Origin of the sequence: Streptococcus sp. HMSC056C01, assembly GCF_001811305.1 — a bacterium.
Taxonomy (GTDB): Bacteria; Bacillota; Bacilli; order Lactobacillales; family Streptococcaceae; genus Streptococcus.
Map to the genome: position 1 here is coordinate 85,286 of NZ_KV804216.1, position 13,543 is coordinate 98,828.

At 39.0% G+C, this 13,543-nt stretch carries 15 protein-coding genes; 2 read left to right on the forward strand and 13 right to left on the reverse strand.

What is annotated here, in order from left to right:
• The coding region (mutS, locus tag HMPREF2795_RS09660) for a DNA mismatch repair protein MutS (RefSeq protein ID WP_075228770.1) at positions 1–2,489 on the reverse strand (2,489 nt) is incomplete at its 3' end.
• A 47-nt stretch (positions 2,490–2,536) separates the two neighbouring features.
• The gene (argR, locus tag HMPREF2795_RS09665; RefSeq protein ID WP_001231485.1) at positions 2,537–2,983 is read right to left on the reverse strand and encodes an arginine repressor; all 447 of its coding nucleotides are present in this window, start codon (positions 2,981–2,983) and stop codon (positions 2,537–2,539) included.
• 141 nt (positions 2,984–3,124) lie between these two features.
• Between argR and argS the strand changes: the two genes are divergently transcribed.
• Positions 3,125–4,816, forward strand: a complete 1,692-nt coding sequence (gene argS / locus HMPREF2795_RS09670) for an arginine--tRNA ligase (RefSeq protein WP_060955204.1) — start codon at positions 3,125–3,127, stop codon at positions 4,814–4,816.
• A 478-nt stretch (positions 4,817–5,294) separates the two neighbouring features.
• Positions 5,295–5,543: a hypothetical protein gene (locus HMPREF2795_RS09675; protein ID WP_006146258.1), complete on the forward strand. Its 249-nt coding sequence runs from the start codon at positions 5,295–5,297 to the stop codon at positions 5,541–5,543.
• Positions 5,544–5,576: 33 nt separating this feature from the next.
• Here HMPREF2795_RS09675 and HMPREF2795_RS09680 read toward each other — a convergent pair whose 3' ends face one another.
• From HMPREF2795_RS09680 to HMPREF2795_RS09730, 11 genes are all read right to left on the reverse strand, one after another.
• Positions 5,577–5,822 carry a hypothetical protein gene (locus HMPREF2795_RS09680; protein WP_261675915.1) on the reverse strand — a complete coding sequence of 82 codons (246 nt, stop codon included), beginning with the start codon at positions 5,820–5,822 and terminating at the stop codon, positions 5,577–5,579.
• 33 nt (positions 5,823–5,855) lie between these two features.
• The gene (gene nrdI, locus HMPREF2795_RS09685; RefSeq protein ID WP_075228761.1) at positions 5,856–6,323 is read right to left on the reverse strand and encodes a class Ib ribonucleoside-diphosphate reductase assembly flavoprotein NrdI; all 468 of its coding nucleotides are present in this window, start codon (positions 6,321–6,323) and stop codon (positions 5,856–5,858) included.
• 72 nt (positions 6,324–6,395) lie between these two features.
• Positions 6,396–6,929, reverse strand: coding sequence for an ABC transporter permease (locus tag HMPREF2795_RS09690; RefSeq protein WP_075228762.1), 534 nt, complete (start codon positions 6,927–6,929; stop codon positions 6,396–6,398).
• Between the two features lie 62 nt (positions 6,930–6,991).
• Positions 6,992–8,278 (reverse strand): response regulator transcription factor, encoded by a 1,287-nt coding sequence (locus HMPREF2795_RS09695; protein ID WP_075228763.1) that lies wholly within the window; start codon positions 8,276–8,278, stop codon positions 6,992–6,994.
• A gap of 2 nt (positions 8,279–8,280) precedes the next feature.
• Positions 8,281–9,954 (reverse strand): sensor histidine kinase, encoded by a 1,674-nt coding sequence (locus HMPREF2795_RS09700; protein WP_075228771.1) that lies wholly within the window; start codon positions 9,952–9,954, stop codon positions 8,281–8,283.
• The gene (locus HMPREF2795_RS09705) at positions 9,932–10,546 is read right to left on the reverse strand and encodes a YesL family protein (RefSeq protein ID WP_075228764.1); all 615 of its coding nucleotides are present in this window, start codon (positions 10,544–10,546) and stop codon (positions 9,932–9,934) included. Before HMPREF2795_RS09705 ends, HMPREF2795_RS09700 begins: the two co-directional genes overlap by 23 nt.
• A gap of 613 nt (positions 10,547–11,159) precedes the next feature.
• Positions 11,160–11,366: a CsbD family protein gene (locus HMPREF2795_RS09710; RefSeq protein ID WP_070459618.1), complete on the reverse strand. Its 207-nt coding sequence runs from the start codon at positions 11,364–11,366 to the stop codon at positions 11,160–11,162.
• A 37-nt stretch (positions 11,367–11,403) separates the two neighbouring features.
• On the reverse strand, positions 11,404–12,021 hold the full coding sequence (locus HMPREF2795_RS09715; RefSeq protein WP_075228765.1) for an Asp23/Gls24 family envelope stress response protein: 618 nt from the start codon (positions 12,019–12,021) through the stop codon (positions 11,404–11,406).
• A gap of 11 nt (positions 12,022–12,032) precedes the next feature.
• Positions 12,033–12,203, reverse strand: coding sequence for a DUF2273 domain-containing protein (locus HMPREF2795_RS09720; RefSeq protein WP_075228766.1), 171 nt, complete (start codon positions 12,201–12,203; stop codon positions 12,033–12,035).
• Positions 12,204–12,214: 11 nt separating this feature from the next.
• Positions 12,215–12,778, reverse strand: coding sequence for an alkaline shock response membrane anchor protein AmaP (amaP, locus tag HMPREF2795_RS09725; RefSeq protein ID WP_075228767.1), 564 nt, complete (start codon positions 12,776–12,778; stop codon positions 12,215–12,217).
• 85 nt (positions 12,779–12,863) lie between these two features.
• The gene (locus tag HMPREF2795_RS09730) at positions 12,864–13,103 is read right to left on the reverse strand and encodes a GlsB/YeaQ/YmgE family stress response membrane protein (protein ID WP_006149342.1); all 240 of its coding nucleotides are present in this window, start codon (positions 13,101–13,103) and stop codon (positions 12,864–12,866) included.
• Between the last annotated feature and the right edge of the window lie 440 nt (positions 13,104–13,543).

A 13,543-nucleotide genomic window follows, 5' to 3' on the forward strand; every position in this document is an offset into this window, starting at 1 on the left:
GGTGTCATATTGTACACATCTACTTTAGCCAATTCTGCTAGGATAGGATTTTCTTCCGCCGAGTCAAATAGGGAAATTTGTTCAGAGACTGCATGTATTTGTTTCATTGGAGCAGGACTTTCCTGACCTTGACTCTCTAATTGAGTTAAAATTTCATCTGCTCTTTTCAGCAAGTCTGCTGGCAAACCTGCAATCTTAGCGACGTGAATCCCGTATGATTTATCAGCTGGTCCTGGTTCTATCTTATGAAGGAAGGTAACCTGTCCATTTTGCTCAAGCGTAGCCACGTGAACGTTAACCAGATGTCCCAGACTAGTCTCCAAACTAGTCAATTCATGGTAATGAGTCGCAAAAAGAGTCTTGGCTCCAATATGCTCATGGATGTACTCTATGATGGCCTGAGCCAAGGCCATGCCATCATAGGTTGCCGTTCCGCGTCCTAGCTCATCAAAGAGAATGAGAGATTTCTCAGTCGCATGCGCAATGGCATTATTGGCTTCCATCATCTCTACCATAAAGGTGGACTGACCTGAAACCAAGTCATCTGCCGCCCCGATACGAGTAAAAATTGCATCAAAGATTGGCAAGTGAGCACTTTCTGCTGGCACATAAGAACCCAGCTGGGCCATAACTGCTGTCATAGCTAGCTGACGCATATAGGTTGACTTCCCGCTCATATTAGGCCCTGTAATCAGCTGGATGCTAGTATCTTCACCCATTTGGATACTATTGGGAATATAGGTTTGGGCTCCCATGACCTTCTCAACGACAGCGTGACGACCTTTTTGAATGTCAATTCGCGAATCCTGACCAAACTCTGGACGGATCAAGTGTTGATTTTCTGCTACTACCGCTAGTCCTTGTAAGACATCGACAGTAGCGATTCCTTGGGCCAGGGCTTGTAGACGTTGGATATACTTACCAACTTCTTCACGGATACGCATAAAGATTTCATATTCAAGGCTGGCTGACTTCTCACGCGCCTCTAGCATTTCTCCCTCGATACGCGCCAACTCCTCTGTCCCAAAACGCTCAGAGTTTTTCAACGTAGCCTTACGGAAAAAGTGGGCTGGTACATTACCTAGCTGCGAGTTTGTGACATGGAAATAGTAGCCATCCTTTTTATTGTAATCGATCTTGAGCGTACTGATGCCAGAGTTTTCTCGCTCCTTAGCCTCAATTTCAGCAATCCAGCTGGTTCCTTCTCTCAGTACCCGACGATACTTGTCCAAGGTCTCATCAAAGCCCGTTCGAATAATACCACCTTCGGTAATCACGTGAGGAGCCTCAGGAGCAATGGCTGCGCTAATAAGACTTTCCAATTCAGGAATAGGATCTAATTGTTCAATCAGATAGGCAAGCGCTGGTTGCTGCATTCCTTCTAAAATTGCTCGAATCCGTGGAACACTTCCCAAGGTAGTCGCTAATTGCAAAAGGTCCTTGGGATTGCTTTTCCCAAAAGAAACACGACTAGCAAGACGCTCGATATCGTAGACTCCCTTTAGGCTTTCCGTCAAATCACTACGTTCAAAGAAATAATCCAGAAAGACCTGTACAACTTCCTGACGTTCAAGGATACGGTCCTTATCAATCAAGGGACGATGGATCCAAGAGCGTAGGAGACGCATCCCCATGGCAGTCTTGGTTTCATCTAGCAACCAGAAAAGACTCCCTTGTTTCTTGCCAGAACGAGCATTTTCTACTAGATCTAAACTAGCCTTGGTTGCATAATCCATCTGCAAGAAATCCTTAATTTCATAACGGACAACTAGCTTCAAGTGATTCAACTCTCTCATCTGAGTCCGATGGACATACTGGAGAAGCTTACTGCTGGCAGCCTGTTCAACAGGTGCCAAGCGTGGATCCAGTAGATGGATGTCTTCGAATGATTCTTGCTCATAGGAAAGTACCAAATTCATTTGACGTCTGAGAATCTGTTCTTCCTCTTCAGTCAAGGCATAGCCGATGACGACTTCTCTTGCCTTAAGATTTCGAATTTCACCACAGACCAGGGTAAAATCCAATAAACCTGTCACATAAAAATCACCCGTCACCAGATCCATATAAGCCAAGCCAAATTGCTGACCGTCACGGTCGATAGCCACCAAAAAGTTGTTTTGACTATCTGGTTTACTACTATCGACGACTGTCCCAGGTGTAATCACCTGGACGACCTCACGTTTTACAACCCCAACAGCCTGCTTAGGATCCTCCATCTGTTCAGCGATGGCCACCTTGTAGCCACGCTCAACTAGGACATCAATATACTGTTGGGCTGAGTGATAAGGCACTCCAGCCATGGGAATAGGATTTTCAGCATTCTTATTGCGACTGGTTAGTGAAATTTCTAGTATCTGGGCAGCATTGACTGCATCTTCGTAAAATAACTCATAAAAATCACCCATACGAAAGAGCAAAAAAGCATCTGGATATTGTTTTTTGATATCCACATACTGTTGCATGCCAGGTGATAATTTTTCTGTCGTCATCCATTCTCTCCTTGTTAAAAATAGTCTTGAGAGAGACTCCCAAGACCTTATCTATCCTTCATCAAATCTAACAAACGATCTTCCATGAGTTTAGCAACATGCTGATCTCGGCAGATGACCAAGAGAGTATTGGCACCCGCAACTGTTCCCAAAATCCATTCATCCTTGTTGGCATCGACAACATTGGCTAAAACTGCAGCTTCACCCAATTTAGTGTGCAAAACTAAGGTAAACTCAGCTCTTGCTACACCTTCCAAATGATGGGACAAAAACTCAACCAGGTCAATCTTCTCCGTCTCATTTGCTAGTACGTAGTAGACCTTATCATTTTTCTTAACCTTGGTCAAGCCCAGTTCGCGAAGGTCACGCGACAAGGTCGTTTGCGTCACAAAAACATTGCGTGCTTCCAACCGATCCTGGATCTCCTTTTGAGTTCCTAATTTTTCCTCAGTGATCATTTGTTTGATTAACTGATGGCGTTCTCTTTTTCTCATAACATCCTCTCGAGTGAATATTTATAACATTTTCAACTATTTAATAAGAACATTATACCAAAAAAACCGAATATTTCAAAAAAATTCTTATCATTCCTCAAAATTGTGATAAAATAGAAGAAAAGTCCAAAGGAGTTTATAATGAATACAAAACAATTGATCGCTAGCGAATTGGCTAGCGTCATTGACAGCCTGGATCAAGAGGCTATTTTAAATCTACTAGAACAACCCAAAAACTCTGATATGGGAGACATCGCCTTCCCTGCCTTTACTCTAGCAAAAGTTGAGAGAAAAGCTCCACAAATGATCGCAGCAGATATCGCTGAAAAAATCAATAGCCAAGCCTTTGAAAAAGTCGTCGCTACTGGACCTTATGTTAACTTCTTCCTTGATAAAAATGCCATTTCTGCTCAAGTATTACATGCTGTTATCACTGAAAAAGAACACTATGCTGACCAAAATATTGGTAAACAAGAAAATGTTGTTATCGACATGTCTAGTCCCAATATTGCTAAGCCATTCTCTATTGGTCACCTGCGCTCAACTGTTATCGGAGATAGCTTGTCACATATTTTCCAAAAAATCGGTTATCAAACGGTCAAGGTCAACCATTTGGGAGACTGGGGTAAACAGTTTGGGATGCTAATCGTTGCCTACAAAAAATGGGGCGACGAAGAAGCTGTAAAAGCTCATCCGATTGATGAACTTCTTAAACTCTACGTTCGCATCAATGCTGAAGCTGAAAATGACCCTAGCTTGGATGAAGAAGCACGCGAATGGTTCCGTAAACTTGAAAATGGAGACGAGGAAGCTCTCGCACTTTGGCAATGGTTCCGTGATGAAAGTTTGGTGGAATTTAACCGCCTTTATAATGAATTGAAGGTTGAATTCGACAGCTACAACGGGGAAGCCTTCTACAATGACAAGATGGATGCAGTTGTAGATATCCTTTCTGAAAAAGGACTTTTGGTCGAATCAGAAGGTGCCCAAGTTGTTAATCTTGAAAAATATGGAATTGAACACCCAGCTCTTATCAAGAAATCTGACGGTGCAACTCTCTACATCACACGTGACTTGGCCGCTGCCCTTTACCGTAAAAACGAATACCAATTTGCCAAATCGATCTATGTCGTTGGTCAAGAACAATCTGCTCACTTTAAACAACTCAAGGCCGTCTTGCAAGAGATGGGTTACGATTGGAGTCAAGATATTGTCCATGTTCCTTTTGGATTGGTAACAAAAGAAGGCAAGAAACTCTCTACTCGTAAAGGGAACGTTATCTTACTAGAGCCTACTGTCGCAGAAGCCATCAGCCGTGCCAAAGCGCAAATCGAAGCCAAAAATCCGGAACTTGAAAATAAAGACCAGGTTGCTCATGCTGTTGGAGTTGGAGCCATTAAATTCTATGACCTTAAAACTGACCGTACAAATGGATACGACTTCGACCTTGAAGCTATGGTATCCTTTGAAGGTGAGACTGGTCCTTATGTTCAATACGCCTATGCTCGTATCCAATCTATCTTACGCAAAGCGGATTTCAAACCAGAAACAGCTGCCAACTATAGCTTGAATGATCCTGAAAGCTGGGAAATCATTAAACTCATCCAAGATTTCCCACGTATTATCAACCGTGCGGCGGATAACTTTGAACCTTCTATCATTGCTAAATTTGCAATTAGCTTAGCGCAAGCCTTTAATAAATATTACGCTCACACTCGCATCTTGGATGAAAGTCCAGAACGCGACAGTCGTTTAGCCCTCAGCTATGCAACTGCAGTTGTCCTCAAAGAAGCCCTTCGTTTGTTGGGTGTAGAAGCACCAGAGAAGATGTAAATCGTTACAAGAGACTGGAACTAAAGTTCCTAATTGTTGGACGCTAGCCGCTTTTATGCGGACTAGCTAACTGCTTCACTAGTCATGGTTCCTAAATTAATCGATTTAGAGGGCCACGACGTCGTAAATGAGGCGAATTGCCTAAACGCTTCACTAATTCACCTAACCAAATAATATCGATTTGGTTAGGCTCATGTCGTAGACTTTTAATCACTTTATTGTAAAGCAGTCTAAATAACTAACGCCAAATCCTATAGGGGTTTTGGCTCGGCGCTTCACTAGTCTTTCGATAGAAATATTATCGATTTCTACCGAAAGACGTCGTAATCTTAAAGTTACTGGAACTAAAGTTCCTAGTCTCTTGACGGCAATCGCTATATGGTGAATTGCCTAAACACTTTACTAGAATGACTTGAAAAGCGGAGACTCTTCGCTTTTCTCTTGCTATTCATTTCTTTATCACTTAGGGAGAATTTTTATGAGCCAATACGCTTATATCTTAGTTGTTATTAGTCTTCTTTTTCTCTTTCTTGTCAACAAATATGAAAAAGAGAAACTTCAAAGACTGCTTCAGGACCAACTATTGAAAGATCAAGATTTTCGTGCAACTATCAAAGAAAAAATCCAAACGATAGAAAATATCAACGATGTCATTGATTACGTGAATAAAGGCTACCGTTTAGGGATCCCCATTTCAAAAGAAATCGTTGACGAAATTCGCAACTAACAAAAAGACTCGAGATGCATTTCTCGAGTCTTTTTATTTATTTCTGACAGCTAAGATTTCTACCAGGATAACAATCCCTAAGGATACCATGGTTCCAAATGGTGCTGCATTTTCATCAAAAATTTTCTCAGAGAACCGTAGCAGAGCAATCGCTAATAGTAGCAAAGCACTGCATAGCATAATATCCTTGAAGCTTGGTTTGCGTTTTATATACTTTAAAAATGATTTCTGTAGTTTACTCATTTCGATTGTCCCCTTTGAAGTAAATCCTTTATCCATAGAATAAAACTCTTCCTCAGAAAATCTAGCCTCTTACAAAGCTTCTAATTCATAGAGTTCTGCAATAATCCCTGCGACCTTCTTGATATCTCCCAGCATTCCACGCATCTCAAAGTCAGCTAGAACGGGGAAACCAAAGCGCTGGCTGTATTGTTTAGCCGTCAAACAGTATTGGTTGTTAAAATTACGATTGCCTGATCCTACGACACCAAAACACTTACTGGCATTGTCTCCATAGGCGATAAAATCACCTACTGGAGTAGTCAAAATCTCCACATCTCCATTGTCAACACCATTGCCACCTTCTAAATAAGTCGGTAGAAAAGCAACATATGGATTGGACATCTCAAAGAAGGTCTCTCCTTCCTTGACTAGGTCTTTAATATGAATTTTTTCTACTTCAATGTTCTCATACTGTTCTAATAGGTAAGCCTTCAATCGTGTTACGAAACTCTCCGTATTTCCACTCAGACTGATGTAGACCAAGGAAATTTTTTTCATTTTCTCCTCCTTTTTTGAATCATAAAAAATAACTACCAAGATTGTATCTTGATAGTTATGCTTTGTCAACTCTTAGGCTAGTTCTTCCTCTTCTTGAGTTTCTGTTAATTCTTTTTGCTGACGCCACATTTTATAGAAGACGATTGCTAGGAAGATAACATTGAGTACGATCCCCAAAATAGCTGAACCTTTGGCACCAAGCTCCGCTCCCATACGGATGTTAGGGTCTGTAAAAAGTGAAACCGCATCCTGAACGCCGATAAAGTTGTAGATAGAACCAACGATGGCAACGAAGACATAAGCAAGATAAGTGTAGTTAGCCAATTGGATGTTTTTACGAACAAGGAAAACCAAAGCCACAACAACCAGAATAACAGATAAGACAACCAAGAGAATGCTGAAGATAGAATGACCATGCTCCGATACCTTAATGGTGTAAGCAACGAGCTCCTTAGCATAAGTAGCATTAACACCTGATGCTGATGTTTCTAGATTGTTCATACCCTCCGCAGTAGGTACTGGAGATATGATTCCAAATAGTGACATTGCTGAGAGTAAGGCTGAAAAAATCAGTAATACCCATAGATAGATTGGTTTCTTTTTCATCAAAGCAACCCCCTTATGTTTTTTTAGTTTATTATAGCATATTTTAACAAGCAAAACAAATCCTACAAGTTTGCTTCCACCTGTTTACGGTAGGCTTTAGGAGACTTCCCACATAGTTTTCGAAAGACCTTATAGAAATAACCAACATTACTGTAACCAACCGTATAGCAAATATCCTCAATACTATCATTTGTAGATAGCAAGAGCTGCTGGGCAGCCTTAATGCGTTGCTTATTGAGAAGCTCTGCAAAGGTGGAATTGGTTTCCTTCTTGATCAACTGCCCCAAATAAACAGGATTGATAAAGAGATCCTTGCTGATATCCTTGAGAGAAAGCTCTTTTTGGTAATCTCTACCAATAACTTCAAGTACGCTGACTACATTTTCATTCATTCGATATTGGCCGAAGAAGGATGTCAAGGTTTCCTTGGTATAAGCGACTAAATCCTCAAAAGTTGTAATGGCATGAATATTCTTGACAATATCTGTCATGTCGTCTGCTTTCAAATGTTCAAAAAGATGGAAGACATCCATGACAAACTGGGTAAAGAGCTGCTTGGTAATGGAAACCCTCGGTGTGTTTTCTAAGACAATCTTCTCAAGTAAGGTCAACTCCTCGATAATCTGCTGGAGATTCCCCTGGATAATCACTCGATAGATGGGTTCGTAGTAAGAAAAGAGACTTTCAGAATGATCTAAATTGACCGAGCCATAAAAGAGAGTCTTTTCAATATCACGCTTCCATTTTTCAAAGTTGGATTGATAAGGTGCTTCAAAAGGCATGATCAACAAGCCCTCAAATTCCTGATCAGCAAGGACGATCTGCCAGTCTTGGCCTAGAACGTAGTAAGGAATGACAAAATTCCCTTGTTTTTCTTTTGAAAGTCCAATCCACCAGTTTTCTTTTTGGCTGAGATGAGTCTTGAAGGCTTCTTCATCGAGTTGCTGACTCAATATTTCTGGCTCATGAGATTTTTCACCAAGCTGACTGGCAATCTTTTCAAGCAAGCGTTCAAGCTCAACCTTATCGACTGGTTTGACCAGATAATCAACGACATTGAGATTCATGGCTTTTTTGACATAGTCAAATTCTTGATAGCCTGAAAGGAGGATATAGTAAGCATTTGGCAACAAGTCCTTCATTTCCTGAATCATTTCAAGCCCTGTCTTGTCAGGCATATTGACATCTGAAATAACAATATCGACGGGATGTTCTCGAACGTAGTCCAGAGCGTCGTCAGCATGATTGGCTGTTGCAACGACTTCCATATCCCACTTGTCAAAAGGAATCAAACGTTTGAGCCCTTCTGTAATCATGTACTCATCGTCAACTAAAAGTACTTTATACATCTTTATCCTTTCTCTTCATTTTGAATGGTGATTCGATAGCGAACACCTTCTTTTTCAACTGATTCTACATTGATATCATATCGGTCGCCAAAGTAGAGTACAAAGCGCTCATGCACATTGACAATCCCAATGGACTGGCGTTTCCCACTATAATCCACCGTATGTTCAAAGGTTCTCTGAGCTAATTTAGCTTGGATCTCTGCTAGCTTATCAGCAGGCATTCCGCGTCCATTATCCGTAAGCAAAATCTCAACATAGCCATCTTTTTTCAAAGCCTTGATACTGATCACATTATCTGTACGTCGATGATCAACTCCGTGGGCAAAATAATTTTCCACCAAGGGTTGGAGGGTGAATTTTGGAATGCGCATTTCTTCCAATCCAGGGTCGATTTTAAATCCGTAAGCAATGGATTTTGGATAACGCACCATACAGAGATAACTGTACTTCCGACAAAATTCCACTTCTTGCTTTAATGTTGTTTCTCGCTCATCAGAGATGTTGTTACGCAAGAGACTACTGAATTCGTAGATAATATCCGCTAGTTCATTTTGGTTCTCCATGACCGCGTACATCCGTAGAAACTCCAGAGTATTGTACATGAAATGTGGATTTATCTGAGCTTGTAGAGCGCGCATATGGGCATCTTTTTGACTCAGTTCAAGTTGATAAATATCATGGATATTTCTCTCCAATCGATCCAACATATCATTTGTCGTCTCAGCGATTAAAAGTAATTCCTGGTCTTTTTTCGTGAGATCAATTCTTTTACCTTGCTCCCCTTGCGCAATATCATGGATTGTTTCCACTAGATCAACAACTTGGGTTTGATACTTCGAAAATGTTTTTTTCAAGGTTACATATAAAATAACGATAAAGAGGAGACTCAAAGCAAGAATAAAAATCGAACTAAAGATACTCCCACTAAGGACATAATCCCTAGGAACCGCAACCTGAACCTGATATCCATGAGCTGTCTCATCTTGCAACCATTCCTCTCGATTACTTTTTTCACCTTGGTGAAACATATCCGTTTCAAAAGGAGAGGTGATGCTCACAGCAATTGGGATATTTCCTCTGGTATTGTCAATAGCCTTATAAAAAACATCGGAAGATACAGAGACATAAATAACACCAAGAGCTTGATCCGATACTGGATCGGATACGGGAATGGCGAAACTATTGGCATCTGGCTTGAAGGCATCTGCAGAAACCTTGTAACCACTACGATTGTCCCTCTTCGAAACATAAACTTCTGTCGAGTCTTCCAAGACAATGGCTACACCCGTTACAAAATCATTGCGCACATAAAGGTCATCGATATTTTCATAAATGGATACAGAAATATAGGGTGATGCTTTACGCTCCAGTTGCCAATAGAAATAATCTGGTGTACTGAGGCTAAAATACTTATAGATTCCCTCGATTCGCGCTTGATTATCTACTAGACTTTGGGCTGAACGCGCTGATTCTCGATAATAATACTCAACCTCGTTCACCGTCCGAGTCAAAACCCGCTGGGAAACCTGTCTTGCTTCTTTTTCGCGACTATCCCAGTTTACATAAGAAATCAAAAGAGCAAAACTAGCAATGATAACAATCATCACCCAACTATAGGTTCTAAGGAGCGAATGAAGCCAAAATTGTTTCATTCTATTTGGACGCCAATTTTTCATGAATGTTTTCATAAACAGGCTCCAATAAATCACTAATAAAGAAATGCCACATTCCAATCCCTACAAAAATGATAAGGGCTGGCATATAGAAGCCAATAATGGCTAACAAGACGCTACCAAGAAGAACTTTAGCCACTGCTGACAAGCTCATAAAAATTCCGATAAAGGCAAGCTTTAAGGTATTTTGATAGGATAAGTCAAAATAAACTTGCAATTTTAGAGAAACTGTATAAGCCAAAAATACCAAAGCTACCAGAAAGATATTCAGAAAAGTCGCTGCCAAGTGGATAATGGTCTGATGCGGCAATTGGATCATGAGATACAAACCATAAATCAAGATCAAGTCAAGTCCCATAAAGGTGTAGAAACTGAGATTGCTTTTAACAAAATTGCTCTTGTAAAGAGTCCAAGCCTCTTTAAAACCATAGGCACGGTAAGAATAGCCGTGTTCCGCAAATAAACTCATGAGAGTTGCACTAGCTGGCGCTATACCAAAAACCACACCTCCCGCTAGTGTCAATAACCAAAAATAAGCTGTAGCTATCATCCCCAAAAAGAAACGATGAAAGACTAGCTCAATAAAATTTCCCACGGTTTGCCTCCAAAAAAATAATCTAGAACTATTATAACATATTTCAAGCGCTCTCAAAAATAGGAGGAGAGAAAAGGCAGTGAGAGTTGAACTTGCTACCTTTTAGAAGCAAGTTCGGAGCAGGTATCCATCCTTGTCAAATAGCCAAATGTTAGTTTATAAAGGATAAATATAATTGTTTAATAATGTTATTTGTGCTATAATAAAGATAGATTGAGATACCGATTAATGACCAAAGGAGTTTTCGGAAAAGATAAACATATTTGCAGATTAAATACTTACTATTCAACTTATTTACTGGATTAACAAAATAACGAAAGGAGTATGAATCATAACTTTAAGAACTACTTTGTTTTGTGTTGCGCTTGTATTGACTCTTTTCTCTGATAAATTGTTCAAACAACAATATGTAAAAATCGGAAAAATAATTTGTGCTATAATCTTATTAGTCGCTTCATTATCATATCTGTTCTAAGTTATTTTAAGAATACAGGAATTTGTTTGTCCTGTATTCTTTTTTCTCTATAAAACGTGCATTGATAAAAACGAATAACAAAAACACCCCCTAACTGGGGGTGTTTTCGAGAAAAATAGCAAGATTACCTAAATTTAATTATTTAGCATCATCTTTATGAAGCATGTTTTTTACACCTTCAACGACACCTTCTACAGCATCTTTTGCATCTTCAGCAACTTCTTTCACTTTAGAAACAACTTTTTCAGCAGCTCCTTCTTTTTCAAGTTCTTTATCGCCGATCAATTTGCCAACGCCTTCTTTAACAGATCCTGCTGCTTGGTTTAATTTTTCTTCTGTAGACATAAGTATATCCTCCTTTTATTTTTTTCTAAATTAGTAATTAGTGAACACGTGGTTCTGCTTTGGCTGCAGCGTCTTTAACAGTTTCAACGCCTTCGCCAACTTTTTCTTGAACGAATTCAGCGCCTTCGCCAAGTTTTTCTTGTGCTGCTGCGACACCTGAACCGATACCAGATTTCACTTTAGACAATTGTTCTGACGCGAACTCACCTGTTGATTCTGCCACGTCAGTTACACGGTCTTGAAGGCTAACTGAGTCTGCTTCATATTGTTCTTTAGTTTTGATGTCAACAACATTAACGTTAACTTCAACTACTTCTAGATCAGTCATTTTCGCAACTTCTGATACGATAACGTCTTTGATTTCCTTGTATAGAGTTGGAACGTTTTTTCTGTACTCTACGATAACGTTCAAGTCAACTGCTACTTGTTCTTTACCAACTTCAACGTTAACACCGTGTGTTACATCGTTAGTATTGACAAGTTTTTCTGTAAGATTTGAGAAAAATCCGCCATCAACATGTAATAGTCCTGGGACTCTTTCTAGTGAAAGACCGATGATTTTTTGAATAACTTTATTTTCGTAAGTTAATTCTCCTCGAACATCTTTAGAAACAACATCTTGTTTTTTATTTGCATTTTTTTCTACGTTTGACATATGAAACTCCTTTATTTATTTAAATAATTCTTCTGTACATAGTATCCCAACCAAATTCCTAAAGCTCCACAAATTAAAACAAACATCGTTTTAAAGAAACCAAAGGATAGAATGAGGCAGGCTAGAATAATACCTACTACTCCACATAGGATTGGGTATTGATATTTTTTAAACCATTCCATTTTTTACTTCCTTACTTTACACGACTAACAATTTTCTTAGCTGCTTTTTGAGGGTCATATTCTTTCACTGAAACTTCCAGTTTAACCTCTCGTTCAATGCCAAAGAATTCTTTCAATCCTTGAGTAATTTCATTTTGAACTACTTCAAATTTGTTAGCAATGTTATCTGAAAGAACAGTTGTACCTTCTACAGAAACGAAACATTTCTTTTTCCAAGTTTGTACTTTGATTTTAGGCTCTTTAACTAGCTTATGATCAAGAACCAAACATCTAACAAATCCTTCGATAGCTGAATTCTTTAGTTTTAATTTATCGTCTTTAGTTCCAAGTTTTATTTCCAGATATTGTCTAGGATAAAACAGGATTACTAACATCCATAATAAAACTAAGATAGACAGGCCTAGAAGCCCCCAAAATACATATCTAGCGAGATAATATTCAAATGATGTCTGTCGCCAGCTAGTCAATTGAATTCCTAAATCACTAACCTGGTGATAATCTATCAAAATAGGAAGGAAAATTGTCAAGATTAAAATACAGAAAATAAGTAATAATATTTTCTTTGATTTTGACATATAAAATCCTTTCAATTAGTGCAACAAACCATAGCTTTACCCGTCATTATAAATTAAAAACTATAGTCTGCTTTCGAGTAAAACATTAACCTTTTTTACCCAAAAAGAACGATACCACAGAAACTACAATCACTGCACCAACAATAGATGGGATGATAGCCATACCAGCTAGTGATGGTCCCCAAGTGCCAAGGAGTGATTGACCTACTGATGAACCGATTAAACCGGCAAATATATTAGCAATTACTCCCATTGAGCCACCTTTTTTAGTGATTGCCCCTGCTGCAAGGCCGATAAAGCCTCCTACAATAATGGACCACAACATAATATGCGATATGCGCCTCCTTTCATAACCCAATATATCTAGGTTAAGTATAGTATATCAAAATATGAGAGCGCATTCAAATTATATGCTCACGAATATGTGCTTTAATAAATTTAAAAACAATACAAAAACGCTCTAGTCATTGTGACTAGAGCGTTTTCCCTATATCCGAACATCTAATTTATTTCACAAAAAATGTAGTCATTCGGTTGATTTTTTTGCAATACATTGAAATTGGAAAAAAGAAAAAACGCTTAAAATAAGCGTTTTTCTTATGTATTGATTCGAATTGAATGCTTACTTCACTTCTATAAAAAGATTAAATAATTTCTATTTTAGCTGTTAGAAACGTTGGTACATCAATGTTTTTAGAATGCTACATAATAAAAGGTAGAGTGAATGGTAGAGTAGTAAAAATAGTTGTTATCCTAGTTGATTAA

Bases quoted from the DNA above. Each gene is read 5' to 3' on its own strand.
- amaP (WP_075228767.1), bottom strand. From the start codon at position 12,778: ATGTCAAAATCAAAGAAAATATTATTACTTATTTTCTGTATTTTAATC.
- HMPREF2795_RS09680 (WP_261675915.1), bottom strand. From the start codon at position 5,822: ATGGATAAAGGATTTACTTCAAAGGGGACAATCGAAATGAGTAAACTA.
- HMPREF2795_RS09675 (WP_006146258.1), top strand. From the start codon at position 5,295: ATGAGCCAATACGCTTATATCTTAGTTGTTATTAGTCTTCTTTTTCTC.
- HMPREF2795_RS09690 (WP_075228762.1), bottom strand. From the start codon at position 6,929: ATGAAAAAGAAACCAATCTATCTATGGGTATTACTGATTTTTTCAGCC.
- HMPREF2795_RS09720 (WP_075228766.1), bottom strand. From the start codon at position 12,203: ATGGAATGGTTTAAAAAATATCAATACCCAATCCTATGTGGAGTAGTA.
- HMPREF2795_RS09730 (WP_006149342.1), bottom strand. From the start codon at position 13,103: ATGTTGTGGTCCATTATTGTAGGAGGCTTTATCGGCCTTGCAGCAGGG.
- argR (WP_001231485.1), bottom strand. From the start codon at position 2,983: ATGAGAAAAAGAGAACGCCATCAGTTAATCAAACAAATGATCACTGAG.
- nrdI (WP_075228761.1), bottom strand. From the start codon at position 6,323: ATGAAAAAAATTTCCTTGGTCTACATCAGTCTGAGTGGAAATACGGAG.
- HMPREF2795_RS09710 (WP_070459618.1), bottom strand. From the start codon at position 11,366: ATGTCTACAGAAGAAAAATTAAACCAAGCAGCAGGATCTGTTAAAGAA.
- HMPREF2795_RS09715 (WP_075228765.1), bottom strand. From the start codon at position 12,021: ATGTCAAACGTAGAAAAAAATGCAAATAAAAAACAAGATGTTGTTTCT.
- HMPREF2795_RS09700 (WP_075228771.1), bottom strand. From the start codon at position 9,954: ATGAAAAATTGGCGTCCAAATAGAATGAAACAATTTTGGCTTCATTCG.
- HMPREF2795_RS09695 (WP_075228763.1), bottom strand. From the start codon at position 8,278: ATGTATAAAGTACTTTTAGTTGACGATGAGTACATGATTACAGAAGGG.
- argS (WP_060955204.1), top strand. From the start codon at position 3,125: ATGAATACAAAACAATTGATCGCTAGCGAATTGGCTAGCGTCATTGAC.